The sequence below is a fragment of the Ignatzschineria sp. RMDPL8A genome (genome assembly GCF_029815055.1).
Taxonomy (GTDB): domain Bacteria; phylum Pseudomonadota; class Gammaproteobacteria; order Cardiobacteriales; family Wohlfahrtiimonadaceae; genus CALZBJ01.
The window spans coordinates 257634-284633 of the sequence record NZ_JAPPWA010000002.1; the positions used below are offsets into that span (position 1 = coordinate 257634).

The following is a 27000-nucleotide window of genomic DNA, read 5'->3' on the forward strand; positions in this document are numbered from 1 at the left end:
CAACAGAAAGAGTAGCGTTATGTCAAAGGAAACTTTTAGTCGTAATAAACCACACGTAAACGTGGGTACAATTGGTCACGTTGACCATGGTAAAACTACCTTAACTGCGGCATTAACCAAAGTTGGTGCTGAAGAGTACGGTGGTGATATTCGTGCGTACGATCAGATCGATAACGCACCAGAAGAGAGAGAACGTGGTATCACAATCTCAACTTCACACGTTGAGTATGAATCACCTAACCGTCACTACGCACACGTTGACTGCCCAGGGCACGCGGACTATGTTAAAAACATGATCACAGGTGCTGCGCAGATGGACGGCGCTATCTTAGTTTGTTCGGCGGCGGATGGTCCTATGCCACAAACTCGTGAGCACATCTTATTATCACGCCAAGTTGGTGTTCCATATATCCTTGTTTTCTTAAACAAAGCAGATATGGTTGATGATGCTGAGCTTATCGAGCTTGTAGAGATGGAAGTTCGTGATCTTCTTAATGAATATGACTTCCCAGGTGATGATACGCCTGTAATCGTAGGTTCTGCACTTAAAGCGATCGAAGGCGACCAGTCTGAAATCGGCGTGCCTGCAATCAAAAAACTTATCGAATCATTAGATGCGTGGATTCCAGAGCCAGTACGTGAAATCGACAAGCCATTCTTAATGCCTATCGAAGACGTATTCTCAATCTCAGGTCGTGGTACAGTTGTAACAGGTCGTATCGAGACAGGTATCCTCAAAGCAGGTGAAGAAGTTGAAATTGTTGGTATCCGTGATACTCAGAAATCAACTTGTACCGGTGTTGAGATGTTCCGTAAGCTTCTCGATGAAGGTCGCGCAGGGGACAACGTTGGGGTTCTTCTTCGTGGTACACGTCGTGAAGACGTAGAGCGCGGTCAAGTACTTGCTAAACCAGGTACAATTAATCCACACACTAAATTTGAAGCTGAAGTTTACGTATTATCAAAAGACGAAGGTGGACGTCACACTCCATTCTTTAAAGGTTATCGTCCACAGTTCTACTTCCGTACAACTGACGTAACAGGTGCTTGTGAGCTTCCTGAAGGCGTTGAAATGGTAATGCCAGGTGATAACGTTAAAATGGTAGTTGAGTTAATCAACCCAATCGCTATGGCTGAAGGCTTACGTTTTGCGATCCGTGAAGGCGGTCGTACCGTAGGTGCTGGTGTTGTTGCTAAAGTGATTGCGTAAGACGTATAAAATTTAGGCCAATAGCTCAATTGGCAGAGCGACGGTCTCCAAAACCGTAGGTTGGGGGTTCGATTCCCTCTTGGCCTGCCAAGAAAAAGAAAGCAGTCATACTTATATGACTGCTTTTATTTTATTATTATTTTTTATGCGTGTATAATAGCTAGGTTTAAGCTGTAAATATATAAATAGAGATCACAAGTTATGAGTTCAAAAAGAAAAGCTAAAGCGGAAGCCGTAGCAAAGCGCGTAGCGGCGGAAGAGAAGGCGACAAATTCGAATAAGATGATTGTCACCTTAGCCATTGTCGTCGGCGTTGTTGGATTAGTCGGGTATTATTACTTAACGGGCATGTCAGGAAAGTCTCTTTTAATGAAGATGGGTCTCCCTGAATATATGGTCGGAAAAGTAGAGAGCTCAACCATTTTAGGATCTGCGGTATTAATTGTCTGTATGGCAGCTGCAGCGGGAATGGTTTTCTTATCGCAAACGGGGCGCAATTTTGTGACCTTTGTGAAAGAAGCGAGAATTGAGTTGCGCCGCGTTTTCTGGCCATCGATGGATGAGACCAAGAAAACAACGCTAATCGTTTTGATCGTGATGGCGGTTGTGCTCATGTTCCTTATGATTGTGGATTGGCTCTTACGCGTGTTGATCTCTCTATTTCTTTCATTCTCATAAGTTAAAGGTGACATAATGCATTGGTATGTAATTCAAGCGTATTCAGGATATGAAGCGCAGGTGGTTCGAACACTACGTGAGTACATCGCGCAGCACGGAATGGAAGAGAAGTTCGGTGATATTTTAGTTCCAACCGAAGAAGTGGTTGAAGTGCGCGACGGAAAACGCCGTAAAAGCGAACGTAAATTCTTCCCAGGCTATGTGTTAATGCAAGTCGATATGGATGAAGAAGTATGGCACTTAGTCAATAGTGTGCCACGTGTGATCGGTTTTGTTGGTGGTAAAAGTGATCGCCCAAGCCCAATTACACAAAAAGAAGCGGATCGCATTTTAGATCGCATCGCGCAAGCAGAAGAGGGACCACGTCTTAAAGTTCTTTATGAAGTTGGGGAAGAGGTGCGCATCACCGATGGCGCATTCAACGACTTTAACGGAATTGTGGAAGAAGTGGATTCTGAAAAGGCCCGCTTAGTGGTCTCTGTAATGATCTTCGGCCGTGCAACACCGGTTGATCTTGAATTTAGTCAAGTCGAAAAGATCTAGAAAATATTGAATTATCATTGATTGCACCGGCTATTTTAAAAGTTGGTGCAATTTAGTGTCTATAAAGATGAAACTATTGTTGCTTTTTTAATCATATTAAACTACAATATATAGTCTTTTTTACAAGCTGGGAAGCGGCGACGCGTTGACCCACAACTTTGGAGTATCGAGTAATGGCCAAAAAAGTCATGACAAACATCAACCTGCAAGTAGCTGCAGGTAAAGCAAACCCTTCACCACCAATCGGACCTGCACTTGGTCAGCACGGTGTGAATATTATGGAATTCTGTAAAGCGTTTAACGCACAGACCCAACAAATGGAACCAGGAATGCCAATTCCTGTAGTGATCACGGTTTATAACGACCGTTCATTCACGTTCATTACCAAAACCCCACCAGCAGCTTACCTTCTTAAGAAAGCGGCCGGCATTAAATCAGGTAGCCCAACCCCTAACACTAAAAAAGTGGGTAAGGTGACTCGTGAGCAATTAGAAGAAATTGCTAAAACGAAAGAGCCCGATTTATCAGCTGCAGACTTAGACGCAGCGGTGCGTATCATCGCTGGTAGTGCGCGCTCAATGGGTATCGAAGTGGAGGGTGTGTAATGGCTAAGTTAACAAAAAAGCAAAAGCAAATCAGAGAAATCGTTGAGTTTGGAAAAGTATACCCAATCGCAGAAGCGATCGAAGTATTAAAACAACTTCCAAAAGCTAAATTCTTAGAATCAATCGACGTATCAGTAAATCTTGGTATCGATCCACGTAAATCTGACCAAGTAGTACGCGGTGCAACTATTATGCCTCACGGTACGGGTCAAGAAGTACGTGTTGCAGTATTTGCACAAGGTCCTAACGCGGAAGCTGCGAAAGCTGCGGGCGCGGACGTAGTTGGTTTCGAAGACTTAGCTGAAAGCATTAAAGCGGGTAACCTTGATTTTGACGTAGTAATTGCAACTCCTGATGCGATGCGTATCGTGGGTCAATTAGGTCAAATCTTAGGTCCACGTGGTTTAATGCCTAACCCACGCGTTGGTACAGTAACGCCTGACGTTGCAACTGCCGTTGCAAACGAAAAATCAGGTCAAGTACGTTTCCGTGCGGACAAAGCAGGTATCCTTCATTGTTCAATTGGTAAAATTGACTTTGAATCAAACCAAATTCACGAAAACTTAGGTGCGCTATTAGCCGAAGTACGCCGTTTAAAACCTGCGTCTTCAAAAGGTATTTACGTTAAGAAAGTAACCATCTCTACTACAATGGGACCTGGTCTTTCTGTGGACGTAGCGACCATCTAATTTTCAAAGAATTGAACTTATCTTTTAATGCCTCTAATAAAATAGTGGATTAAAAGGATGAGTCTAAGACCGTAGACGCTCAACGCTTAATCGCGCATCTTTTTCCCTAATACTTAAGGTTATGAATTAAGATGCGTAGTCTACGTAGACGGTAGTTCTAATAAGGGTTGCCGTAGGGCCAAAAGTAATATTTTGGGTTGTTTAATTTAGGTTATTGCCTATGTGAAGGAATAAAAAATGAGTGTAACTTTACAAGATAAACAGGTAGTAGTCGCTGAAGTAAATGAGATTGCGAGCCAAGCACACGCATTAGTGCTCTCGGAATATCACGGACTTACGGTAGCACAAATGACGCTCTTACGTAACGAAGCAAGAGCGGCTAAGGTTGACATCCGAGTAGTTAAAAATACTTTAGCTAGAAGAGCTCTCGAAGGCACAGCATACGAATGTGCAATCGATAGTTTAGTGGGACCGATCGTAATGGCGTTCTCATTAGACGAAGAAGATCCTGTAGCATCAGCGCGTGTGATTAACAATTTCCTTAAAGACAAAGCGAATGAAAAGCTTGTCGTTAAAGCGATTGTACATGACGGTGAGCTTCATGATGGCTCAGCGCTTAAAGCGATTGCATCTCTTCCAACGAAAGAAGAAGCGATCTCTCTACTACTCGCTGTACTCAAAGCGCCAGTTCAAAAACTTGCGGCGACTTTGGCAGCAGTTCGCGACCAAAAAGAAGCTGCTTAATTCAATTAAGCAGTCATTATTTAGAATTATTTATACACTATTTAAAGATAAGTATAGGAGTACATTGTTATGGCAATCTCACACGAAGATATCCTTAATGCAATTGAAGAAATGAAAACTGCAGAAGTAATGGAATTAGTTTCTGCAATCGAAGAAAAATTCGGCGTAACTGCAGCAGTAGCTGTAGCTGCTGGTCCTGCGGGCGAAGCCGGTGGTGCTGAAGAGCAATCAGAATTCGACGTAGTAATGACTTCATTCGGCGAGAAAAAAATCAACGTTATCAAAGTTGTGCGTGAAATCGCAGGCCTTGGTCTTGGTGAAGCAAAAGCGCTTGTTGAAGGCGTTCCTGCTACAATCAAAGAAGGCGTTGAAAAAGACGAAGCTGAAAAAGTTAAAGCACAACTTGAAGAAGCTGGTGCAACTGTCGAGCTTAAATAATTTTATTGTTAAGGCTATCCACCAAACCCTATTTTGGTGGGTAGATTTAGCTAAAAATGTTGAAAAGGCTAGGGTTATGAACTCTGGCCTTTACTAGCTTCTAATAAAATCATATAAATTGCGCGATACATTTATATGATCACAAAAATACTCTTGGTTCTATTGAGGAAAATATTGCATGGTCTACTCTTTCACAGAAAAAAAACGAATTCGTAAAGACTTTGGGAATCAAACCGAAGTACAAGAAGTTCCTTTTTTACTCTCAATTCAACTCGACTCCTACCGAAATTTCCTACAAGATGATGTTCCTCGTAAAGAGCGAAAAGATATCGGTTTGCACGCGGCGTTCAAATCAATTTTCCCGATTGAGTCCATCAAAGCGAAAACAGCAACCTCTCCTGGATTTAGACTGTCATTAGAGTACGTCGATTACCATGTGGGTGAACCAGAGTTTGATGTTAGAGAGTGTCAAATGCGTGGCATTACCTTCGCGGCATCACTTCGCGCGGGGTTACGCTTAAAAATTAGCGATTTAGAAACAGGCGAAATTAAAGAGATCCGTGAAGCGGATATCGATAAATTTGGTCGTGGGGGCGTTTACTTAGGTGAAATCCCACTTATGACTGAAAACGGAACCTTCGTAATCAATGGTACCGAGCGTGTTATCGTATCGCAATTACACCGCTCACCAGGGGTATTCTTCGACCATGACAAAGGAAAAGGCCACTCATCTGGAAAACTCCTTTTCTCAGCACGCGTCATCCCGTATCGCGGTTCATGGTTAGACTTTGAGTTTGATGCGCGCGACATTTTATACGCACGTATTGACCGTCGTCGTAAACTTCATTCAACGGTGATCCTCAAAGCACTTGGTTTAAGCAACGAAGAAATTTTATCGTACTTCTTCGAAACCAATACCTTCAAAATCAAGAAAAACAAAGTATTTTTAGAGCTTATCCCTGCTCGTCTCCGTGGTGAGATGGCAGCGTTCGATATTATGCTCGATGGCGAACTTTTAGTTGAAAAAGGCCGCCGTATTACCGCTCGTCATATCCGTTCACTTGAAAAAGCGGAAGTGAAAGAGCTTGAAGTTCCATTTGAATATCTCTTAGGTAAAGTGATCGCAAAAGATCTCTTTAACAAAGATACAGGCGAAGTGATTGCACTTGCAAACGACGAAATCACTGAAGAAACGCTTGCAAAATTTGTTGAAAATGGACTGACAGAATTCCCAGTACTCTTCACGAACGAAGTGGATCGTGGAGCGTATATCTCAGATACATTACGTGCCGATAGCACCAACAGCCAGCTCGAAGCGCAAGTTGAAATTTATCGCATGATGCGTCCAGGTGAACCGCCAACACAAGAAGCGGCTGAAAACTTATTTGCTAGCCTCTTCTTCTCACACGATCGTTACGATCTCTCTGCTGTGGGCCGTATGAAATTTAACCGCCGTTTAGGCCGTGATAGCGATACCGGTGAAGGCACGCTTTCAAACGAAGATATCCTTGATGTGATGAAAACGCTTGTGGATATTCGTAACGGTAACGGAACGGTCGATGACGTAGACCACTTAGGTAACCGCCGTGTTCGCTGTGTGGGGGAAATGGCTGAAAACGTCTATCGTATCGGTTTAGTGCGCATTGAGCGTGCGGTAAAAGATCGTCTTTTAATTGCCGAGGCGGAAGGTTTAACGCCTCACGATCTCATTAACGCAAAACCTGTGGCTGCAGCGATCAAAGAGTTCTTTGGTTCATCTCAGCTTTCACAGTTTATGGACCAAAATAACCCGCTTTCAGAAGTAACGCACAAACGTCGTATTTCGGCGCTTGGACCCGGCGGTTTAACGCGCGAACGTGCGGGCTTTGAGGTTCGAGACGTTCACGCAACGCATTATGGCCGTGTCTGTCCGATCGAAACTCCGGAAGGACCTAACATCGGTCTAATTAACTCACTTGCGAGCTACGCGCGTACCAATAGTTACGGTTTTCTAGAGACGCCATATCGTAAAGTGGTCGATGGCCGTGTTACCGATGAGGTGGATTACCTCTCTGCGTACGAAGAAGCAAATTTCGGGATCGCTCAGGCGAACGCAAAATTAGATGAAAACAATGAATTTGTTGATGACTTAATTGCATCACGTGTTGAGGGTGAATTTACCCTTTTAACTAAAGAACAAATTCAATATATGGACATCTCGCCAAAACAGATCGTCTCTGTGGCAGCGGCACTGATTCCATTCTTAGAACACGATGACGCGAACCGTGCCCTCATGGGATCGAACATGCAGCGTCAGGCCGTTCCTACCTTAATGGCGGACAAACCGCTTGTAGGTACCGGGATTGAGCGTACAGTTGCGCGCGACTCGGGTGTGTGTGTGGTTGCAAAACGTGGCGGTATCGTCGATTACGTCGATGCAACGCGTATCATTATTCGTGTGAATGATGAAGAGACCATCGTTGGGGAATCTGGGGTTGATATCTATAACTTAACGAAATATCAACGTTCGAACCACAACACCTGTATCAACCAAAAAGTGCTCGTAAAAGAGGGCGACATCATTGCGAAGAAAGATATTCTTGCAGATGGTCCATCAACAGACTTAGGTGAACTTGCACTCGGTCAAAATATGCTCGTGGCGTTCATGCCATGGAATGGTTATAACTACGAAGACTCGATCTTAATCTCTGAGCGCGTGGTTAAAGAAGACCGTTTCACAACGATTCATATTGAAGAACTTACCTGTATTGCTCGTGATACAAAACTTGGTCCTGAAGAGATCAGTGCGGACATTCCAAACGTGTCAGAAACAGCGCTTGCTAAACTTGATGAAGCGGGAATCGCTTATATCGGTGCGGAAGTAAAATCAGGCGATATCTTAGTAGGTAAAGTCTCTCCTAAAGGGGAAACCACACTAACGCCCGAAGAAAAACTGCTTCGTGCAATCTTTGGTGAGAAAGCCTCTGATGTGAAAGATACCTCACTTCGCGTTCCTTCAGGAATGGACGGAACGGTGATTGACGTTCGCGTATTTACCCGTGATGGCATCGAGAAAGATAGCCGTGCGAAAGAGATCGAAGATCGTGAACTTCGCAGCATCCGTAAAGACTTAAATGACCAGCTTCGTATTTTAGAAGATGACCTTTTCGAGCGTGTTGCGAAAAACCTCATCGGTTTAGAAGTGGCCGCCGGTAATAAAGGCCTTAAAGCGGGCAGCGCAATCACGGACGAATTCCTTCAAGGATTAGAGCGTGAAAAATGGCTCGACATCAAGCTTAAAGCAGAAGAATCAGCAGAAGAGCTTGAGAAAATCAAACAGCTTTTAGAGCAGCAACGTAAAGACTTCAACACTAAATTTGAAGAGCAACGTGCAAAACTGACCCAAGGGGATGAGCTTGCACCGGGTGTTCTTAAAATGGTTAAAGTTTACCTTGCCGTTAAACGCCGTATTCAGCCTGGGGACAAAATGGCCGGTCGTCACGGAAACAAAGGGGTTGTTTCGATGATCGTTCCTGAAGAAGACATGCCATACATGGAAGATGGTACACCTGTGGATATCTGTTTAAATCCGCTCGGGGTTCCTTCACGTATGAACATCGGTCAGATTCTTGAAACTCACTTAGGTTGGGCAGCCGCAGGTCTTGGTAAGAAAATTGGTCGTATGCTCGATGCGCAAGCGAAAGTGAACGAACTGCGTGATTTCTTAAATGAGATCTATAACCAAGATGAAGCAGCGCAAAAAGTGGATCTTGATACTTTCTCAGATGAAGAGATTATCGAGCTCTGCCAAAACTTAAAAGGCGGGGTGCCAATGGCAACTCCAGTGTTCGATGGTGCATCAGAAGAAGATATGCGTCGTATGTTCCGTTTAGCGGAGCTTCCTGAATCAGGACAAACGCATCTTTATGATGGTCGTACCGGTGATATGTTTGACCGTCCTGTGACCGTAGGTTACATGTACATGCTTAAACTGAACCACTTGGTCGATGACAAAATGCACGCACGTTCAACCGGACCTTACTCACTTGTAACGCAACAACCGCTCGGTGGTAAAGCCCAGTTTGGTGGTCAGCGTTTCGGAGAGATGGAAGTTTGGGCACTTGAGGCATATGGTGCCGCCTACACATTGCAGGAGATGTTAACAGTTAAGTCGGATGACGTAACAGGTCGTACCGCGGTATATAAAAACATCGTCAACGGTGAAAATATCGTGGAAGCGGGCATGCCAGAATCATTTAACGTTCTTGTTAAAGAGATTCGCTCGCTCGGTATCAATATTGATCTTGATAACGAATAATTCGGTTAATAATTATTGTTAGCAATACTTTCTCAAAATTGTAAATTGGAATAAAACGAATGAAAGACTTATTGAATTTATTTAAAAGTCCCGACGATCTTAAAGAGTTTGATGCGATTAAGATCGGACTTGCATCCCCTGAAATGATTAAATCATGGTCTTTTGGTGAGGTTAAAAAACCTGAAACGATCAACTATCGTACCTTTAGACCCGAAAGAGACGGATTATTCTGTGCCAAAATCTTTGGGCCGGTAAAAGACTATGAGTGCTTATGTGGAAAATATAAGCGCTTAAAACACCGCGGTGTGGTGTGTGAGAAGTGTGGCGTTGAAGTCACCCTCTCAAAAGTACGCCGTGAGCGCATGGGACACATTGAACTTGCATCCCCGGTTGCGCACATTTGGTATTTAAAATCATTGCCTAGCCGTATCGGGTTACTCCTTGATATGACGCTTCGTGATATCGAAAAAATTCTCTACTTTGAAGCATTTGTAGTGATCGAGCCCGGTTTAACGCCGCTTGAGCATGGACAAATCTTAACCGATGAAGAGTTCTTAGATACGATCGAAGAGTACGGTGATGAGTTTGACGCGCGCATGGGTGCGGAAGCGATTTTAGAGCTTCTTAAAGCCCTTGATCTTGAACAAGAAGCGTCACAACTTCGCGAAGAATTAGCGGAAACCCGTTCAGAAACTAAATTCAAACGCTTAACCAACCGCTTAAAATTAGTGGAATCATTCCTCCAATCAGGCAATAAACCTGAGTGGATGGTGATGACGCGTCTACCGGTGTTACCGCCAGACTTACGTCCGCTCGTTCCACTTGACGGTGGCCGTTTTGCGACCTCGGATCTGAACGATCTTTATCGCCGCGTTATCAACCGTAACAACCGTTTAAAACGTCTTTTAGAGCTAAGCGCGCCGGACATCATCGTTCGTAACGAAAAACGTATGCTGCAAGAAGCGGTGGATTCACTGCTTGATAACGGTCGTCGTGGCCGTGCGATCACGGGTGCAAACAAGCGCCCGCTTAAATCGCTTGCGGATATGATCAAAGGTAAACAAGGTCGTTTCCGTCAAAACCTTCTTGGTAAACGTGTTGACTACTCAGGCCGTTCGGTCATCGTAGTGGGACCAACGTTAAGACTGCATCAGTGTGGTCTTCCGAAGAAAATGGCGCTTGAGCTTTTCAAACCCTTTATCTTCTCTAAATTGATCCAACGCGGCATCGCGAGCACCATTAAAGCAGCAAAACGAATGGTTGAGCGCGAAGTGCCCGAAGTATGGGATATCTTAGAAAATGTGATCACCGAGCATCCAGTATTACTGAACCGTGCTCCGACCCTTCACAGACTCGGTATCCAAGCGTTCGAACCTGTCTTAATCGAAGGTAAAGCGATCCAGCTTCACCCACTCGTTTGTACCGCATTTAACGCGGACTTCGACGGGGACCAAATGGCGGTTCACGTACCTTTATCGATCGAATCACAGCTCGAAGCGCGTGCGTTAATGATGTCATCAAACAACATTTTATCGCCAGCAAACGGTGAACCAATCATTGTTCCATCGCAAGACGTGGTTTTAGGTCTTTACTATATGACCCGTGAGCGCATCAATGCGAAAGGAACTGGCCGTGTGTTTGCAAATCACAGCGAAGTTCACCGTGTTTATGAGCTTAAAGAGATCGACGTTCACGCAAAAATTCAAGTCAGACTTCCTGCATGGATGTTTGAAGATGCGGAAGAAGGGGAAGAGTATCGCCGTGTTGAAACAACGGTCGGTCGTGTACTTTTAACCAACATTCTTCCAAAAGGATTGCCGTTCGAATTGATCGACCGTCCTTTAACGAAAAAAGTGATTTCAAGCCTCATTAACGCGTCATATCGCCGTTTAGGATTGAAAGATACCGTAATCTTTGCAGACAAATTGATGTATATGGGCTTCTACTACGCAATGCGTTCAGGCTCATCAATCAGCTACGAAGATATGGAAATTCCACAAGCGAAATACAGCATTATCGAGCGTGCGGAAGCTGAAGTTAAAGAAGTTCAAGAGCAATATACCCAAGGTTTAGTGACCAACGGTGAACGCTATAACAAAGTTATCGACATCTGGTCGCGCACGAACGAAGAAGTGGCGAAAACGATGATGGATAACTTAGGTACGGAAACAGTTGTTGATGAGCAGACCGGTAAAGAAGTTGAGCAAGCATCATTTAACTCAATCTTTATGATGGCAGACTCCGGAGCGCGTGGTAGTGCGGCACAGATTCGTCAGCTCGCCGGTATGCGTGGTCTGATGGCAAAACCAGATGGCTCGATCATCGAAACCCCAATCACGGCAAACTTCCGTGAAGGTCTTGACGTTCTTCAGTACTTCGTTTCAACGCATGGTGCTCGTAAAGGTCTTGCGGATACGGCGCTTAAAACAGCGAACTCAGGTTACTTAACCCGTCGTTTAGTTGACGTTGCTCAAGACTTAGTCATCACATCCGATGACTGTGGTACGAAAGATGGTCTTTTAATGACGCCAATCGTTGAAGGTGGCGACATCGTTGAGCCATTACGTGACCGCGTTCTTGGACTTGTGGTTGCAGAAGATGTTTACGTTCCAGGCACTGAAGAAGTGCTCTTTGAAGCGGGAACATTACTTGACGAAGCAGCCGTTGAACTTCTCGATGAGAAGGGTGTCGATGAGCTTTTAGCACGTTCAGCGATCACCTGTAAAAACCGCCACGGACTCTGTGCGAAATGTTACGGACGTGACTTAGGTCGCGGACACCTTGTGAACGTTGGTGAAGCGGTGGGCGTTATTGCAGCGCAATCGATCGGTGAGCCGGGTACACAGTTAACGATGCGTACGTTCCATATCGGGGGTGCGGCATCGGGTTCAGCAGCGATCTCAAATATCCAAGTGAAAACAAAGGGTATTATGAAGCTCGTTAAGATGAAAACCGTTAAGAACAAAGATGGCAACCTTGTGTCAACATCGCGTTCGGGCGAGTTAATCATTACGGACGAATTTGGTCGTAACCGTGAGCGCTATAAAGTACCTTACGGGGCAACCATTACCGTTGATGAAGGCGGTGTGGTGAATGTTGGGGATATCGTGGCAACATGGGATCCGCATACATATCCTGTTATCGTAGAGGTAACCGGTCGCGTTAAATTTGAAGACTTTGACGAAGGCATTAACGTACAACGTCAAACGGATGATATCACCGGTCTTTCACACTTAATCGTTCAAGACGGTAAACAACGGGGTGCGGCGCGCGGCGACAAACGTCCAACCATCTTTATCGTTGATGAAGCGGGTAACGAGCTTAAAATCCCAGGTACCGATGTCTCTGCATCGTACACATTGCCTGTGGGCGCGATCGTATCGCTTGCCAATGGTGATGAGGTGAATGTCGGTGACGCACTTGCGAGAATTCCACAAGAATCATCGAAAACACGCGACATCACCGGGGGGCTTCCACGGGTTGCAGACTTATTTGAAGCACGTCGTCCAAAAGAAGCCGCGATTCTTGCTGAAATTTCAGGAATTGTGAGCTTTGGCCGTGAAACCATGAGTAAACAGCGTCTTGTGATCACCGCTCCAGATGGAGAAGTGCACGAAGAGCTTATTCCAAAATGGCGTCATGTAAACGTGTTCGAAGGGGAAACCGTTGAGAAAGGGGAGATTGTTGTGGATGGTGAGTTAAGCGCTCACGACATCCTACGCCTCCTTGGTGTGAAAGAACTAGCGAACTATCTTGTTAAAGAGATCCAAGACGTTTACCGTCTCCAAGGGGTTAAAATCTCGGATAAACATATCGAAGTGATTATTCGTCAGATGCTCCGTAAAGTGGAAATTGTTGAAGCAAACGACAGTAGCTTTATCAAAGGTGAACAGCCTGAAGTGGTGGCAGTGCTTGCTGAAAATGAGCGCTTAGAAGCGGAAGGAAAAGTGCCAGCAACCTATATGCCGGTTCTTTTAGGGATCACCAAAGCGTCACTTGCAACCGATAGCTTCATCTCTGCGGCATCGTTCCAAGAAACCACTCGCGTCTTAACTGATGCATCGGTGCGTGGTCTGAAAGATAACCTCCGCGGTCTCAAAGAGAACGTAATCGTAGGTCGCTTAATTCCTGCTGGTACAGGTCTTGTGCATCATCAAGAGCGTAAAGAAAACAACTAAGTTTGATTTATAACTTTTGTTGGTGACGTAGCTCAAACGCTATATCTAGCGCTCTATCCCATATAGATAGAGCGCTCTTTTATTTTAAAAAGAGAATAAACGATGTCGGAACGTAAACAATATATTTTATCGAAGAAATGGTCACGATTTTTCCTAGTGCAAGCGCTCTATGAGTGGCAATTAAATCAGAGCAATATCAGCAGCATTGCGCGCCATTTCTCTGAAAATGCACTGTTTGAAAAAGCCAATAATGAGTATTTCCATGAACTGCTCCAACAGATCACGCAAAATCGGAATGATTTAGATGCGATGATCACGCCCTATATTGATCGCGAATTAGATCTCATTGACCCAGTGGAACGCGCGATTTTATGGTTAGGGTGCTACGAATTAAAATTCCACCCAGAGCTTCCCTATAAAGTGGTGATTAACGAAGCGCTTGAGCTTGCGAAAAAATTTGGCGCTGAAGGCAGTCATCGTTATATTAATAGTATTTTAGATAAAGTGGTGAAAGCCTCTAAAGGGGCATAGCCGTCTACTAAGTGATAGTCAGAACCTTGGCAGTTCGATACAATGAAGCGAGTTTCGTAATTTAACGTACTAAGTGATAAGGAATATCGATGGACATATCCCCCTATTTTCGTCTGATGGTAGAAAAAGAGGCTTCTGACCTATTTATCTATCCTGGAGCACCCATCAGCATTAAGCTTAATGGTCGCGTCAGACCGCTTGGATCAACGCCTCTTAGCCCGCAAGCGGTGCAAGAGATTGCTTATTCATTGCTGCGCGAAGATCAAATTAAAGAGTTTGAGCAAGAGTTAGAACTCAATACCGCCCTTCGCATTGAAGATATCGGACGATTCCGGGCCAACGTATTCCGTCAGCGCGGGGAATTTGGGCTGGTGATCCGTTACGTTAAATCGGAAATTCCTGAGATTGAAGACTTAAATCTCCCACCGGTTCTAAAAGACCTCGTGATGGAAAAACGCGGACTTATTTTAGTGGTTGGGGCAACGGGCAGTGGTAAATCCACCACGCTTGCCTCGATGATTGATTACCGCGCAAGTTCAACAACGGGTCATATTCTCACCATTGAAGACCCGATCGAGTTCGTTTACGAGCATAAATTATCGATTATTGGGCAGCGGGAAGTTGGGCTTGATACGCACAGTTACGAAACCGCCCTTGAATCGGCGATGCGTGAAGCCCCCGATGTGATTTTAGTGGGGGAGGTGCGAAATCGTACGGTGATGCGCGCAACGCTTAACTTCTCCATTACCGGTCACCTCTGTTTAACGACGCTTCATGCGAAAAATGCGGCCTCGGCGTTAGACCGAATTGTGAACTTTTTCCCAGAAGATGCGCGTCCTCAGCTCTTGATGGACTTATCGCTCAACATTAAAGCGATCATTTCACAGCGGTTAGTGCGCGGGCTTGATGGGAAATTAGTGCCGGCGGTGGAAGTGATGCTCAATACGCCTTACATTGCCGAATTGATCCAAAAAGGGAAACTAGAGATCATTGGTGAAGCGATGGAAAATGGCGGTACTACGGGCATGAGAACCTTTGACCAAGCGCTATACCAGCTCTATAGCGAAGGTAAAATCAGTGCGGAAGAGGCGATTAGTCAAGCCGACTCGAAAAATAACTTAGCTCTTCGTATTCGTATGACCGATACCGGTGCGCTTAATGAAAATCAGGTACCGAGCAATTTACGACTCCAAGGGAAACGTAATCGTAAATAACTCTCTAAACAGATTTAGAAGGCACACCTCTGCGTGTGCTTTTTTTCAGTCTGAAATTTGGCATAGAAAATGCATGTAGATAGGATATAAACCGATTGAAATTAGATCGAAAGAATAAGTCATGATGATGGAAGAAGATTATAATCGTCGCTTTTCAAGTCTTGCGCGTCTATATGGCGATAAGGGGCTGAAAAAGCTTGAAAATGCTCATGTGATTGTCGCCGGAATTGGCGGTGTTGGCTCGTGGGCAGCTGAAGCGCTCGCACGAACGGGGGTGGGAGAGCTTACCCTAATTGACCTTGATAATGTGGCGGAAAGTAACATTAATCGGCAGCTCCATTCGCTCACCTCAACGCTCGGAGCGCCAAAAATTGAAGTGATGGCAGAGCGGATAGCCAATATTAATGCGGGTTGCAAGGTGCATTGCGTGGAAGATTTTTTAACCCTTGAAAACATTCCGTCGCTAATTCAATTTAGCGAGGGAAAAACCGGCTGGATTTTAGATGCGATCGACGAGGTTCGCGTCAAAGCGGCGCTCATTGCCCATGCGCGATTTAATAAACTAAAGATTATTACTACCGGAGCAGCAGGGGGAAAAACAATCCCCACCGATCTTCTGATCGATGATCTAAATAATAGTTTTCACGATGCGCTCTGTGCGAAGTTAAAGTCGTACCTTAAAAAAGAGTATGGCTTTCCCTCTAAACCGAAAAAGATGAATGTGCCGGTGGTTTTTAGCCAAGAAAATAGTGTTACTAAAACGGCGGCAGGCGGCTTAAATTGCAGCGGTTATGGTTCAGTTGTGACGATGACGGCGACGATGGGCATGATGGCAGCGGGCTTTATTATCAATAAGATTGTAGAGGCCTAAGGGCAAAAAGTGGTACGGATTCCCAAGAGTATTATTAATAATCAATGAGTTCTCTATGATAAAATGGGACTTCATGCCAACGATTGAAAAAACGCGCGATAACATGATCGAAGCGATTTTTCTCTGTGTTTTATCAATAAAGTTGTGACTATTCTTTCGCTTCATCGGGCTTAAGGGTATAATTTTGTAAAGATTTTTGTAGGAATTTTGAGTGTATGACAAACAAGAAAAGTAGTGGATTCACCTTAATCGAAGTTATGATTGTCGTGGCAATCGTCGCAATTTTATCCGTGTTTGCCTTAGCAAGCTACCAGCGTTATGCAACGCGCGGGGCCATTAGTAATGCGGTTCAGCAATTGACTGAGATCCAAGGGCATGTTGAGCGTCAATTTGCGCAGGGTAGGGGATACGCGGCAGTTCAATATAATGGCGCTGCATTAGTAGGTCAGGCGATTCCGGTCTATTACTCAAAAGCGAAGGTCTTTAATATTACCTATGCGGTGAAGAAAGATAATGTCTTTCAATACACCTTAACGGCGACCGCAGCAGACGACAATCAAAAAGAACGCTTAGGGGATTGCCATACATTAACGCTTGATCAAGCGGGTAAGAAAGGCCCTAAAGAGGCCGTTGCCGCAAAATGTTGGTAGGTTAAAAGAGTCAATAATGATGAAAAATATAGAGATCAACCAAGCCCATCGCACCAAGGGGTTTACCCTGACGGAACTGATGGTGACGGTCGCAGTGCTTGCGATCATTATTATGTTTGCTGTTCCCGGATTTAACCGCCTGATTGAGCGCGAACGAATTGGAACCGATGCCCATAGTATTCTCAATTTTATGCAAACGGCGCAAGAGATTGCGGTCTCGACAGGGCGGATTATTGCGATTGTCCCCAATGCTGATTCAGCGAAAAATGGGTTACAGCATGAAGTAAAGGCGGAAATTGGTGGTATTGGCAATGCTAAAAATGACAACGCACAGCGCTGGATGAACAATGAGTGGGTGATGGTGTTTGTTAATCCCATTACCCATGCCCAGCATCTGCAGATTGCCAATAAAAACCCAGGGAGTTTTTTAACCGCTCTTTATACCAATGATGTCACCGACCCAACGCGTGTGATCGCCCGTCAAAAGGTTTTACAATATCCCACCCCAGGGCAGAGATCACCGGTGATTATGCGCTCGTATCGTAATTTTGCTCCAAATAATGGATGGGAAGCATCATTTGCCGTTAATGGTGTTGGCCCCATGCTCTTTTATCCAGATGGGGTGATTAATGCACCGCTGATCTTTTTAGGTGAAAATGCCCGTGGGAAAGGCGACGGTGAAGCGCGCGAGCCAAGCGGTAACGAGCAGCTTTTATATGCTGTCGGGCTTTGTGCTCCAAAAGATCCGCGTGCCAATAACAGCGGTACATCCAACTATGTGCTCGGTATTCATCGTTTTGATGGATCAGTGCTGGCGAATGTAACGAATATTTCAAACAATAATGCGTTGAAAGATCTACGATGTGAGGCGTACTAATGAGACAGAATTATAGAGTGACAGGGCGTGAAAAAGGCTCGCTCTTACTTGAATTTTTAGTCGCTGTAGGCATTGCAACCTTTGCGCTTGCAGGACTTGCGGTAATGCAAAACAAAACCATGCGTGAACTGCGCGGGCATAAAGATATGATGTCGAGCGGGTTTATCTTGTCGGACGTGATTGATCGAATGTCGGTGACGGGCTTTGACAAGGTCGGCGAATTTAAGAATCCTTCATCGGAGTTTGTTAAAACGGAATTAGCCGATATTAAGAGAAATGAAGTGCTCTTTAATCGCCAGGTTAAGATTGAGGGCATTGATAATTGTGGCGCTGGTGGGAGAGGCTTTCGTATCACGGTTTCAGAAGTGGTGCAATTTGACGCAAATGAGCCGGATACGGTAACGCAATCGGTCTGCTTCTATCCTGAAGCAAGACCAGAGTAATCCCAGAGGCACTATAAAGGAATCATCATGCAAATAAATGTGTTACATAAACAGAAAGGGGTCACCCTTGTTGAGCTTATGGTTGTGATGGCGCTCGGGCTCATCTTACTTTTGAGTATTGGGTTATTTTATACCAATGTTAAGCTCAATCTGCAGACCGTTCGCTCGCAACAATTACTCAATCGTAAAGCGCGAATTGTACTTGAAATGCTCAATCGTCAAACGCAAATGGCGGGTTACTCAGGATGTTTAGGTACAACTAAGATGTTTTATGAAGATGGAAATACCTATCGTGTGCCCTTTGAAAAACAGGGCTATCGTACACCGCTCGATTTTGTGAGTATCAAGGCTGATGGTCGTGATCGCTTAATCATTCAAGGGCTTTCCGCATTAAGCTTTGAGCCAATAGGCGTTACGACAAAAAACTATCCTTACGTATTACCGCTCTATATGGGCATCAATGATCCGATCGACAGTTATTTCTATACACACTGTTTAGCGAGCCAAGATCATAGTGATAAAAACAACCAAGCGAAGAGCCATCCGCGGGACATTTTAACCACGTATGTGGTGGAATTTGATTATCCGGGTGAAAATCAACTCGGTAATCTCTATGTCTATAACCATGAAAGAGGGAATGCGTTTAATCGAAATAATCGTGAATTATTAGTGACGGGCGTTCGTGATTTTGTTGTTGAATTTGGGCTCGCTGAAACAGTGGAAGAGGATTTTGTCACCACATATATGGCGGCGGATAAGTTAGAAAACGATGCCACGCACGCGGTAAACAGAATTCGCAGCGTTAAATATACCTTAACCCTAGTCGATCCTGATGATCGTTTGAGACCTGTGACATTATCGCGTGTGGTGAAGATTGAAAACGCGTGGTGGCGTACCGATGGGGAGAATAAATAATGAGATATCGTATGAATTCGCTGAACCGTAAAGAAGAGGGCTTTGTCCTCGTAACGACGTTGATTTTCCTGTTAGTCTTATCGATTATCAGCGTCACCACTTATATCCAAGTCACCAACAGCACACGCAGTATCGGGATTTCCCGCGCCAAAGCGATGGCGTCCTCATTTAACTTAGATACGCTTGCGCAACTTGAGCAGCAGTATCAAGCAGGAGCGGGTTCACTTACAGTGAATAAAAAACCTGAAATGCCCACCGATGAGCAGATCGGAAAAATTGTTAAAGAGTATCGCAAAAGTGGGAAATATGATGAATCCAGTGGAAAATTCACCAAGTTCACCTCCAATAATAGTAATGAATCGGTAGCGACCTATTATTATGTTGAGCAGCTAAATTCCGAAAATGTTGGGAAAGACATTAAACTCGGGCCAAAGCAATTCCTCTATCGCACGGTGATTATTACCTTCTATCAAGGAACTGTCGATGTGCTAGAGAGTGCGTATGTTTGGGGATAGAGAGCTCTACTAGTCATATCAATCGATCATAAAAAACGCTTAACATCAAGTAACGAGTTAAGCGTTTTTTATTGAGTGGTTTTTATTGGGTAATTTTATAGGAAGATTAATCCGCTGGCGTAAAATGGAAGAAGGTTTCGTCCTTTTGGATGAGTCCTAAATGTTTTCGCGCAAGTTCTTCACGGGCTTCGACGCTATATTTGATGCCGTTGACCACCTGCTCGATGCGTTCGTTGTTTGAAACGAGACGTTCATGCTCACTTTTTTGTATTTCAAGCTCTTTTTCGAGCTCGGCGAGGCGCTTAACCCCGGTCGATTCATTGAACCATAAGTTGTTGATGAGCAAGCCGAGTACCAAGAGAAGTACCGCGGAGAGCAGTTGCATTAAATTCATAATTCCTCATTCCCCGATATACGAAGCGTCTTAAATTTGCGATAATGTTACCTTTATATATTTATTGTACAACATTATAAACCATATGAAAGATAGTATAATTGCAAAATTAGATGAATTGACTGAGCGCCATCACGAGGTTGCGATATTGTTATCCGATCCGGAAGTGATTGGCGATAACGATCGTTTCCGTACACTCTCGCAGGAGTATGCTCAGCTCTCGCCCGTTGTCGAAGAATTTGACGCGTGGAAAGAGAATGAGAGTGCATTAAGTGATGTGTTTGAGCTTCTCGAAAGTTCCGATCCTGAAATGAAGGCACTTGCCCAGGAAGAGCTTCCGATTTTGGAAGAGAAGCGCGAAGAGCTTAGCCACTCTTTGAGCATTTTACTGCTTCCAACGGATCCTCACGATAATAACAATATCTTCTTAGAAGTGCGCGCCGGAACCGGTGGCGACGAAGCGGCGATTTTTGCCGGCGATCTTCTGCGCATGTATATGCGTTATGCCGAAAATAAAGGCTGGGGCGTTGAGATTATTAGTGAACATGAAGGTGAGCACGGCGGTTACCGCGAGGTGATTGTGCTGATTAGCGGGCATGGGGCGTATTCGCGTCTTAAGTTCGAATCGGGCGCTCACAGGGTTCAACGGGTGCCTGAAACGGAATCGCAAGGGCGTGTTCATACCTCGGCGGCAACGGTGGCGATTTTGCCAGAAATTCCGGAAACGGAGATGGTCGATATCAATCCTGCTGATCTAAAAGTTGATACCTTTAGAGCCTCGGGCGCTGGGGGTCAGCACGTTAACAAAACGGACTCGGCGATTCGAATTACGCATCTTCCCACCGGCGTTGTGGTTGAGTGTCAAGATGAGCGTTCTCAGCATAAAAACCGCGCGAAAGCGATGAGTCTGCTTGCATCACGACTTTTAGAGGCCGAGCGTGAGCGTGAAGCCCGTGAGATGAGTGAATCTCGTCGTAATCTTGTGGGATCAGGCGACCGTTCTGAACGAATTCGTACCTACAACTATCCGCAAGGGCGCATTACCGATCACCGCATCAATTTGACGCTCTATAAGCTTGAAGAGATCATTAACGGCGATCTTGATCAGGTGATTGCACCGCTTATTCATGAGCATCAGGCAGACCTGCTTGCCGAGCTTGGGGATAATCACTAAACTGTTAGATGTATATAAATGAGCGTTAGCAAAGGAGCTGTGATGACGGACGCGATGATACCTTTGGATATTCGATTACTGGCCACCACGGATCTTCATGCTCATTTAATGAATTTTGATTACTACCGCGATGAGACCGTGCCCAATTTTGGCCTCGTGGCTCTCGCGGATGTGATTGAAGCGGCGCGTTCTGAAGTGCCGAACACCTTTTTATTTGATAATGGCGATCTCATTCAAGGCAATCCCCTTGGGGATTATATGCGAGATTATGCCTTAGAAACGGGCCATCCTGTCTATCTTTTGATGAACCAACTCGGCTACGATGCGGCAACGCTCGGCAATCACGAGTTTAATTTTGGTCTCCCTTTTTTAAAAACGATTCTCCCGCAGGCAAATTTCCCTTATCTTTGCGCCAATTTAGTCAATCATAAGGGCGTGCCGTGGATTACTCCCTACACGATTTTAGAGCGCAATTGCACTGATCGAAAGGGTAACTCCCATCCGATAAATATCGGCGTGATCGGCGTTCTGCCACCACAAATTACCAAATGGGATAAAAATCATTTTGATGAATATTCCGGAAGTGATGCCGGTGAAAAGCTCACCACGATCGATATTATCGCCGCCGTTCAGCGCTATCTGCCGGAGCTAAAAGCAAAAGGGGCGGACATCATTATGGTGCTCGCGCATACGGGCTACGATACCGATCCTTATGAGGTGGGCAAAGAAAATTGCGCCTATCATCTGACGACGCTTGAAGGGATTGATGTGGTGATCGCCGGGCATAATCATCGCCGTTTTCCCTCCCATGATTTTGAAACGCCGCACTATCGGGCTCACGGATTTGATCTTGAGCGCGGGCTGATTAATGGCACAGCCTCAGTGATGGCGGGCAGTTGGAGCCGATATTTAGGCGTGATCGATCTGACGCTGACCCCACGGCAGCAACCGACCAAATCGGGCTCTCGTTGGCTCATTACAGAGAAAAAGGCAGCACTTTGGCATTTAGATGAGGTACGCGATCCAGGCAAGCCGATCAACTCCCGTTATCTTGAAGTTCTATCCGGTGCTCACGAGGCAGCCCGCGATATTATGAATGTGCCGATTGGGGAAGCGACGAGCCACTATTTTAGTTATTTAACGCTGTTACAAGACGATAGTTGTGTGCAGATTGTGGCTGATGCGCAAATTTACGCCGCGAAAGCACGTCTTGCCCCTGAATATCAGGATCTACCGATGATCTCTGCCGTTCCGCTCTTTAAAGTTGGGAGCCGGAAAGACGATCCCACCTATTTTACCGAGATTCCGCAGGGTCCCATCAGTTTTAAAGACATTGCTGATCTCTATGTCTATCCCAATCAATTGGTGGTGCTTAAATTATCGGGCAAAAATCTGCGTGAATGGCTCGAATGTTGCGTCAGTATGTATCACACGCTAACCCCCAATCAAGCAGGGCAAGCGCTCATCAATTGGGAAGAATATCGCTCCTATAATGTGGATATTATGAAGGGCGTTGAGTATCACGTCGATCTCTCTGCGCCGCCACGTTACGATGGGGATCTTAAATTTATTAATGCAGAAGCGCACCGAATCTCCCATCTTACCTATGAAGGAAAACCGGTTACCGATGAGATGGAATTTATGCTCGCCACCAATAGTTATCGCGCGCTAGTTGACCGGTTCCCGGGAGCAGGCAAAGAAAATGCGGTGCTCATTACCACGATTGAAATCCCCGATGTGATCCGCCAATTTATTGAACATGAAATCGCTAAAAAAGGGGTGGTTGAAACGCTTGTTGCTAAAAATTGGCACTTTGATATGACAAAGCTCGGCAAAATTAGCGCCGTGATGGAGACGAGCAATCATCCGCGCGTCCATGATTATATTACACAAGAGGCGATCTATCCGGCAACGCATGTGGGCGTTGATCCAGAAGGATTTAATCTTTTTGAGTTTACACTCGGTAAGGACAATTAACACGATTAAACGGCAATCCGACGCTCTTATCTTTTGATTGAAAATAAAAACAAAACATTGATTAGAAAGATGTAACAAAAATGCGCTATGCTGAGGGTATCCCTATAATAAACACGAAGGAGACCTGTATGAGATTTACCGATAAAGTAGCGATTGTCACTGGTGGTGCGAGTGGCATTGGCGAAGCAACGGCGCTTGAGTTTGCCAAAGAGGGCGCAAAAGTGGTGGTAGCGGATTTTTCAGAGCGTGGCAAAGAGGTGGTGAGCGCCATTGAAAAAGCCGGTGGGACAGCGCATTTTATTAAAGTCGATGTGGCGAGCGAAGCCGATACAAAACGTATGGTAGACGAAACGCTTAGCACCTACGGGCGCATCGATATTCTCTTTGCGAACGCGGGCATTGCGCGGGATAATCACTTAACTGAACTCTCGCTTGATGCGTGGCAAAAGACCATTGATATCAATCTAACCGGCGTATTTCTTTCCAATAAATATGTATTGCCGGTGATGCTTAAGCAGGGCGGCGGCGTTGTGGTGAATTGTGGCTCGATCCATAGTCATGTTGGGCGCACGGGGCTGACGGCTTATTCCGCTGCAAAAGGGGGCGTGAAGCTCTTAACGCAGACCCTCGCGATCGATTATGCCAAAGATAATATTCGTATTAATGCGGTCTGTCCGGCCTATATTGATACGCCGCTTCTCGATGTATTTGATGATGCGTTTAAAAATGAGCTGATCTCGTTGCATCCCCAAGGCCGCTTAGGTAGACCTGAAGAGGTGGCGCGGGCGGTTCTGTTCCTTGCGAGCGATGATGCCTCATTTGTCAACGGCAGTAGTTTAATGGTCGATGGCGGTTATACTGCGCCGTAGAGAGTCGTAGTTTTTCTTCAAAAACAAAAAACGGTAGTGAGTGATTCGCTACCGTTTTTTAATGCCATATAAATTAGCGCTGCATCAGTCCATATTGATAATGCATGTTGAGTTCTTTGCCGAGTTTTTCCACTGTTTTTTTGCGCGATTCAGAGAGCGATTCCCCTTTTAAGGTGCAATAATCGGGATAGGCTCTAAATTTTTGCGCATGCTCGACAAAATTACGTAAAAAGCCGATCGCTTCCTTATCATCGGTGACCGATTTGGAATCATCTAAAATAATGGGGGTGACTTCCGCGTGGGAGCGTCCGTTTAAAAGGCCGATCAGCGCCACCATCCGCATCATCAGCGCGATGACCGCTTCATTATTGATGCAAAAAATCTCTTTGCTCTGCAATTTATTGAGAAGATGATTGCCATAAAACTTAAAGGAATTGGTGAGCCCACCTAAGATCGCGCCCGTTGCGGTTGCGGCTCCCAAAGTGGTAAAGCCTGCGAGCGCATCAACGCCTGCAAAAATCCCCGCACCCACCGTCGCCCCTTTTCCAAAATGGATGGAGAAATCCCAGAGCTGATCCCCGGCTAAAAAGTCTGGATCGTAGCGGGTTTGCTCAATATCGAGTGCGAGATATTCCACATCATCTTTATTAAAACGATAGAGTGCAAGTAGCGCCTTAATGGTACGGGCTTCAAGCTCGGTCACGTCGCTAGCGAGCCGCTCCATCACCTTTTTCTCAGCGCTGTTTTCTTTAAAGGTGACCTGATAGGTTAGTAGATTGATAAAAAAGTCCGCAAGGAGCTCCATACTCCGCTCAAAGAGGCGAATTTGTTCTTTCTCTTCAGCATCGATAATGGCGCGCATCGCCTGATAGTGCTCGGGAAACATAATGGCGATCTGTTCGTAGATGCGGCGTTTTTGCGGTGGTGCAATGGTATCGTATTCAAGGTAATGATGGATGCCGTGCGCCTTTAAATTCTCTTTCCACTCATCGATATACTCCCCTTGTTGCAAGAAATTTAAGATTGGGAGCATCGGCTTATGAGTTTGTAAAATCAGCGTTAACTCATCATTAAATTTGGGCAAAAACGGGAGGCGCGTATCGATCACATAGACCATAAGATCGGATTTGAGGATCTGTTTAAGCACCTTAATTTCTTGATCAAAATCGAGCTGATAGTGCGGATTTTCAATAAAGGCTTCTAAGCGTGCGAGCTCATCGCGTTTTGATTGGAGCGGTTTGGAGTCATCTAAAATCTCCAAAATGCCCATGGCATCTTCAAGGCCGGGCGTGTCGATATATTCAAAGGAGAGCGCCTCATGGCTGAGTGATACCGAGCTCACGTCGATCGTGGTGGACGCTTCATCGCGCACCTCGCCAAAGTTTCGTTCTCGCGCAAGGTTACGAATGAGTGAGGTTTTGCCGGTGTTGGTATGGCCGACGATGGCTAACCGCATCGATTTCATGAATTCTCCTTCGGATTAAATGTCGCTAAATCATTATAGAGGAGTTCGCGATCGCCTAAAAGGGGCGTGAGTTTTTGGTGCCATTCCGCAAAACGGCTCTCATCGGGAGTTTGGCAAATGCAGTAGAGATTGGCCGTTTTGGTATGATTTAACAGGCGAGTAATGCGCCGTAAAATGCCCCGATCGGGAGTGTGCGAGGCATCAATAAAGAGATCGAGCGTTTCAAGGGGCGCACTTTGAATGCGCTCTTCAAAGGCTTTAAAGGTTTCCAGCGTATTGAGATATTGAATGCGGGGATCGATCGTCCACGCCTCATCCATATCAAGGGCAATCGCGGCATATCCGCTCCCTTTGCGCAGCTCCCGAGTCTTCTTCTCATCTCGGCTCACTACCGGTTTGGCCGGCGCTTTTTCGAGCGTTTTAGTATGGGAGATCGGCGCTTGTGCCCGGATTCGTGTCTCTTCATAAAGCGCAGCATTAAGGGCGCGTTTAAAGCGAATGTAATGATAGATCGTAAAAAGTGCGCGCGGTAAAATGCCGTACACCGCAATAATTTTCAACACCCAGCGTGCCCAAAAGGCGGTAAGCTCTGCCGGCATGGTTTGATTAAGGCTCTCGGTAATAAGCGTTTCGGTGATGGGCACAGCGCCAAAGGGTTTGCCGATTAGCGCAGGCAGGGCATCAATCCCGATTAAAAGCGAATGATAGAGCGGTGCATCGGTGGGAAATAGAGTGCTGCTTAAGATAAAGGGGTAGGCTTTGAGCGAAAATTGAAGTGCAAAACTTAAGAGCGTTGCGGTAAAAATGATGCTCCAAGAGAGATGGGCGATAAAGCTAAAAAAGTACCGAAAATGACGATGTTGATCGATGAACGCTCCGCCTTGATAGAGCATCTCGTTTTGAGAAGAGGCGGTTTCGGCCAGCTTTTTTTGGCGACGGTTCCACAGAATCGTTGCGATATTGGTAAAGAGTTTCGCGAGCAGGGATACCCCGCCAAAGAGGGTGAAACCTAAAAAGAGGAGCGAGGGCAGAATCAGCAGGCTCACTAAATAGAGTGGCTGAATCGGGCTTTGCAGGAGCGAGCGGCTTCCTAAAAAGGTGATCGCCATTAAAAAAAGAACCCAAACGCCGATCAGTACCGGGATTTGGGTCTTCATAAATTGGTTGAGGGTGGTGTTTGAATCAATCTGTGCCATCGGTATCGGGGGTAATAATTTTAAAACGGAGTGCGTTTAGGTCAACGCCAGTGATCTCAATCTCTGTGCCGATTTCGCAATCATCGCCCATAATGGTCCAGTTGCTATCGCCGATATTGAGGCGGCCAATGCCGTTCAGAATCGGGGTTTCGGTCTTAAAGCGCAGCCCAATATATTCAGAGCCGCGGACTGTATTGAGTACCCCTGATTTTACCACTTGTCCCTCTTTACGGTAGACTTTTACGCCGATCGCGGTTGAGATGAGCGACAAAATGCCAAACAGCGCGATCTGCCAAGCAAGTCCCATGGGAATTAAAAAGGTGATCGCACCCATCACAAGCGCGGCAACGCCAAACCAGATGACGTAAACGCCCGGAATTAACAGCTCAGCGCTCACTAAAAAAATGCCGAGAATAAACCAATTGACGTAATCTGCTGCAAGTTTAAAGAGTTCCATGGAGATCCTTATCCGGTGACGGGGTAAAAAGAGAAAGTATGAGCGCCCGATCGATCAAAAACGAGCTATC

Annotated in this window: 24 protein-coding genes and 1 tRNA gene; 21 read left to right on the top strand and 4 right to left on the bottom strand. The window is 45.5% G+C overall.

Going from position 1 to position 27000, the window contains the following annotated elements; translation table 11 throughout:
* Nucleotides 1-19: 19 nt before the first annotated feature.
* From tuf to OXI21_RS02760, 18 genes are all read left to right on the top strand, one after another.
* On the top strand, nucleotides 20-1210 hold the full coding sequence (tuf, locus tag OXI21_RS02675; protein WP_279618016.1) for an elongation factor Tu: 1191 nt from the start codon (nucleotides 20-22) through the stop codon (nucleotides 1208-1210).
* Between the two features lie 14 nt (nucleotides 1211-1224).
* A tRNA-Trp gene (locus OXI21_RS02680) sits at nucleotides 1225-1300 on the top strand.
* A 111-nt stretch (nucleotides 1301-1411) separates the two neighbouring features.
* The gene (gene secE / locus OXI21_RS02685; protein ID WP_279618018.1) at nucleotides 1412-1888 is read left to right on the top strand and encodes a preprotein translocase subunit SecE; all 477 of its coding nucleotides are present in this window, start codon (nucleotides 1412-1414) and stop codon (nucleotides 1886-1888) included.
* A gap of 15 nt (nucleotides 1889-1903) precedes the next feature.
* Nucleotides 1904-2431, top strand: a complete 528-nt coding sequence (nusG, locus tag OXI21_RS02690; protein WP_279618019.1) for a transcription termination/antitermination protein NusG — start codon at nucleotides 1904-1906, stop codon at nucleotides 2429-2431.
* A gap of 173 nt (nucleotides 2432-2604) precedes the next feature.
* Entirely contained in the window at nucleotides 2605-3036 is a 432-nt protein-coding gene (gene rplK / locus OXI21_RS02695) for a 50S ribosomal protein L11 (RefSeq protein WP_279618020.1), read from the top strand.
* The gene (gene rplA / locus OXI21_RS02700; protein WP_279618021.1) at nucleotides 3036-3725 is read left to right on the top strand and encodes a 50S ribosomal protein L1; all 690 of its coding nucleotides are present in this window, start codon (nucleotides 3036-3038) and stop codon (nucleotides 3723-3725) included. Before rplK ends, rplA begins: the two co-directional genes overlap by 1 nt.
* A gap of 237 nt (nucleotides 3726-3962) precedes the next feature.
* Nucleotides 3963-4469 carry a 50S ribosomal protein L10 gene (gene rplJ, locus OXI21_RS02705; RefSeq protein WP_279618022.1) on the top strand — a complete coding sequence of 169 codons (507 nt, stop codon included), beginning with the start codon at nucleotides 3963-3965 and terminating at the stop codon, nucleotides 4467-4469.
* A 69-nt stretch (nucleotides 4470-4538) separates the two neighbouring features.
* Nucleotides 4539-4907: a 50S ribosomal protein L7/L12 gene (gene rplL / locus OXI21_RS02710; RefSeq protein WP_279618023.1), complete on the top strand. Its 369-nt coding sequence runs from the start codon at nucleotides 4539-4541 to the stop codon at nucleotides 4905-4907.
* A 178-nt stretch (nucleotides 4908-5085) separates the two neighbouring features.
* Entirely contained in the window at nucleotides 5086-9204 is a 4119-nt protein-coding gene (rpoB, locus tag OXI21_RS02715; RefSeq protein WP_279618024.1) for a DNA-directed RNA polymerase subunit beta, read from the top strand.
* Between the two features lie 59 nt (nucleotides 9205-9263).
* On the top strand, nucleotides 9264-13382 hold the full coding sequence (gene rpoC, locus OXI21_RS02720) for a DNA-directed RNA polymerase subunit beta' (protein ID WP_279618025.1): 4119 nt from the start codon (nucleotides 9264-9266) through the stop codon (nucleotides 13380-13382).
* A 102-nt stretch (nucleotides 13383-13484) separates the two neighbouring features.
* Nucleotides 13485-13913, top strand: a complete 429-nt coding sequence (nusB, locus tag OXI21_RS02725; protein ID WP_279618026.1) for a transcription antitermination factor NusB — start codon at nucleotides 13485-13487, stop codon at nucleotides 13911-13913.
* An 89-nt stretch (nucleotides 13914-14002) separates the two neighbouring features.
* On the top strand, nucleotides 14003-15127 hold the full coding sequence (locus OXI21_RS02730; RefSeq protein WP_279618027.1) for a PilT/PilU family type 4a pilus ATPase: 1125 nt from the start codon (nucleotides 14003-14005) through the stop codon (nucleotides 15125-15127).
* Nucleotides 15128-15248: 121 nt separating this feature from the next.
* A complete protein-coding gene (locus OXI21_RS02735; RefSeq protein WP_279618028.1) occupies nucleotides 15249-15998 on the top strand; it encodes a tRNA threonylcarbamoyladenosine dehydratase in 750 nt (249 codons plus the stop codon).
* A 215-nt stretch (nucleotides 15999-16213) separates the two neighbouring features.
* Nucleotides 16214-16648 (top strand): type IV pilin protein, encoded by a 435-nt coding sequence (locus tag OXI21_RS02740; protein ID WP_279618029.1) that lies wholly within the window; start codon nucleotides 16214-16216, stop codon nucleotides 16646-16648.
* Between the two features lie 16 nt (nucleotides 16649-16664).
* On the top strand, nucleotides 16665-17525 hold the full coding sequence (locus OXI21_RS02745; RefSeq protein ID WP_279618030.1) for a prepilin-type N-terminal cleavage/methylation domain-containing protein: 861 nt from the start codon (nucleotides 16665-16667) through the stop codon (nucleotides 17523-17525).
* Nucleotides 17525-17968 carry a hypothetical protein gene (locus OXI21_RS02750; protein WP_279618031.1) on the top strand — a complete coding sequence of 148 codons (444 nt, stop codon included), beginning with the start codon at nucleotides 17525-17527 and terminating at the stop codon, nucleotides 17966-17968. The genes OXI21_RS02745 and OXI21_RS02750 overlap by 1 nt, the downstream gene beginning before the upstream one ends.
* A 27-nt stretch (nucleotides 17969-17995) precedes the next feature.
* Nucleotides 17996-18883: a prepilin-type N-terminal cleavage/methylation domain-containing protein gene (locus OXI21_RS02755; protein ID WP_279618032.1), complete on the top strand. Its 888-nt coding sequence runs from the start codon at nucleotides 17996-17998 to the stop codon at nucleotides 18881-18883.
* Nucleotides 18884-18894: 11 nt separating this feature from the next.
* Nucleotides 18895-19398: a hypothetical protein gene (locus OXI21_RS02760; RefSeq protein WP_279618033.1), complete on the top strand. Its 504-nt coding sequence runs from the start codon at nucleotides 18895-18897 to the stop codon at nucleotides 19396-19398.
* A 106-nt stretch (nucleotides 19399-19504) separates the two neighbouring features.
* Here the strand turns inward: OXI21_RS02760 and OXI21_RS02765 are convergent, their stop codons facing one another.
* Complete coding sequence (locus OXI21_RS02765) at nucleotides 19505-19792, bottom strand: septum formation initiator family protein (RefSeq protein ID WP_279618034.1); 288 nt, start codon at nucleotides 19790-19792, stop codon at nucleotides 19505-19507.
* Between the two features lie 85 nt (nucleotides 19793-19877).
* Between OXI21_RS02765 and prfA the strand changes: the two genes are divergently transcribed.
* The 3 genes from prfA (at nucleotide 19878) to OXI21_RS02780 (ending at nucleotide 23812) form a co-directional block, all read left to right on the top strand.
* A complete protein-coding gene (gene prfA, locus OXI21_RS02770) occupies nucleotides 19878-20966 on the top strand; it encodes a peptide chain release factor 1 (RefSeq protein WP_279618035.1) in 1089 nt (362 codons plus the stop codon).
* 42 nt (nucleotides 20967-21008) lie between these two features.
* Entirely contained in the window at nucleotides 21009-22943 is a 1935-nt protein-coding gene (locus OXI21_RS02775) for a bifunctional 2',3'-cyclic-nucleotide 2'-phosphodiesterase/3'-nucleotidase (RefSeq protein ID WP_279618036.1), read from the top strand.
* Between the two features lie 128 nt (nucleotides 22944-23071).
* Nucleotides 23072-23812 carry a glucose 1-dehydrogenase gene (locus tag OXI21_RS02780; protein ID WP_279618037.1) on the top strand — a complete coding sequence of 247 codons (741 nt, stop codon included), beginning with the start codon at nucleotides 23072-23074 and terminating at the stop codon, nucleotides 23810-23812.
* Nucleotides 23813-23885: 73 nt separating this feature from the next.
* Here the strand turns inward: OXI21_RS02780 and OXI21_RS02785 are convergent, their stop codons facing one another.
* Genes OXI21_RS02785 through OXI21_RS02795 form a run of 3 tightly spaced genes read right to left on the bottom strand, consistent with a single transcriptional unit; the run spans nucleotide 23886 to nucleotide 26930 of the window.
* Nucleotides 23886-25277 (bottom strand): GTPase/DUF3482 domain-containing protein, encoded by a 1392-nt coding sequence (locus OXI21_RS02785; protein WP_279618038.1) that lies wholly within the window; start codon nucleotides 25275-25277, stop codon nucleotides 23886-23888.
* Complete coding sequence (locus OXI21_RS02790; protein WP_279618039.1) at nucleotides 25274-26473, bottom strand: DUF2868 domain-containing protein; 1200 nt, start codon at nucleotides 26471-26473, stop codon at nucleotides 25274-25276. The genes OXI21_RS02785 and OXI21_RS02790 overlap by 4 nt, the downstream gene beginning before the upstream one ends.
* Nucleotides 26460-26930, bottom strand: a complete 471-nt coding sequence (locus OXI21_RS02795; RefSeq protein ID WP_279618040.1) for an NfeD family protein — start codon at nucleotides 26928-26930, stop codon at nucleotides 26460-26462. Before OXI21_RS02795 ends, OXI21_RS02790 begins: the two co-directional genes overlap by 14 nt.
* Nucleotides 26931-27000: the final 70 nt, after the last annotated feature.

Coding starts and splice junctions, on each gene's coding strand:
- tuf (WP_279618016.1), top strand. CDS start 20: ATGTCAAAGGAAACTTTTAGTCGTAATAAACCACACGTAAACGTGGGT.
- secE (WP_279618018.1), top strand. CDS start 1,412: ATGAGTTCAAAAAGAAAAGCTAAAGCGGAAGCCGTAGCAAAGCGCGTA.
- nusG (WP_279618019.1), top strand. CDS start 1,904: ATGCATTGGTATGTAATTCAAGCGTATTCAGGATATGAAGCGCAGGTG.
- rplK (WP_279618020.1), top strand. CDS start 2,605: ATGGCCAAAAAAGTCATGACAAACATCAACCTGCAAGTAGCTGCAGGT.
- rplA (WP_279618021.1), top strand. CDS start 3,036: ATGGCTAAGTTAACAAAAAAGCAAAAGCAAATCAGAGAAATCGTTGAG.
- rplJ (WP_279618022.1), top strand. CDS start 3,963: ATGAGTGTAACTTTACAAGATAAACAGGTAGTAGTCGCTGAAGTAAAT.
- rplL (WP_279618023.1), top strand. CDS start 4,539: ATGGCAATCTCACACGAAGATATCCTTAATGCAATTGAAGAAATGAAA.
- rpoB (WP_279618024.1), top strand. CDS start 5,086: ATGGTCTACTCTTTCACAGAAAAAAAACGAATTCGTAAAGACTTTGGG.
- rpoC (WP_279618025.1), top strand. CDS start 9,264: ATGAAAGACTTATTGAATTTATTTAAAAGTCCCGACGATCTTAAAGAG.
- nusB (WP_279618026.1), top strand. CDS start 13,485: ATGTCGGAACGTAAACAATATATTTTATCGAAGAAATGGTCACGATTT.
- OXI21_RS02730 (WP_279618027.1), top strand. CDS start 14,003: ATGGACATATCCCCCTATTTTCGTCTGATGGTAGAAAAAGAGGCTTCT.
- OXI21_RS02735 (WP_279618028.1), top strand. CDS start 15,249: ATGATGATGGAAGAAGATTATAATCGTCGCTTTTCAAGTCTTGCGCGT.
- OXI21_RS02740 (WP_279618029.1), top strand. CDS start 16,214: ATGACAAACAAGAAAAGTAGTGGATTCACCTTAATCGAAGTTATGATT.
- OXI21_RS02745 (WP_279618030.1), top strand. CDS start 16,665: ATGATGAAAAATATAGAGATCAACCAAGCCCATCGCACCAAGGGGTTT.
- OXI21_RS02750 (WP_279618031.1), top strand. CDS start 17,525: ATGAGACAGAATTATAGAGTGACAGGGCGTGAAAAAGGCTCGCTCTTA.
- OXI21_RS02755 (WP_279618032.1), top strand. CDS start 17,996: ATGCAAATAAATGTGTTACATAAACAGAAAGGGGTCACCCTTGTTGAG.
- OXI21_RS02760 (WP_279618033.1), top strand. CDS start 18,895: ATGAATTCGCTGAACCGTAAAGAAGAGGGCTTTGTCCTCGTAACGACG.
- OXI21_RS02765 (WP_279618034.1), bottom strand. CDS start 19,792: ATGAATTTAATGCAACTGCTCTCCGCGGTACTTCTCTTGGTACTCGGC.
- prfA (WP_279618035.1), top strand. CDS start 19,878: ATGAAAGATAGTATAATTGCAAAATTAGATGAATTGACTGAGCGCCAT.
- OXI21_RS02775 (WP_279618036.1), top strand. CDS start 21,009: ATGACGGACGCGATGATACCTTTGGATATTCGATTACTGGCCACCACG.
- OXI21_RS02780 (WP_279618037.1), top strand. CDS start 23,072: ATGAGATTTACCGATAAAGTAGCGATTGTCACTGGTGGTGCGAGTGGC.
- OXI21_RS02785 (WP_279618038.1), bottom strand. CDS start 25,277: ATGAAATCGATGCGGTTAGCCATCGTCGGCCATACCAACACCGGCAAA.
- OXI21_RS02790 (WP_279618039.1), bottom strand. CDS start 26,473: ATGGCACAGATTGATTCAAACACCACCCTCAACCAATTTATGAAGACC.
- OXI21_RS02795 (WP_279618040.1), bottom strand. CDS start 26,930: ATGGAACTCTTTAAACTTGCAGCAGATTACGTCAATTGGTTTATTCTC.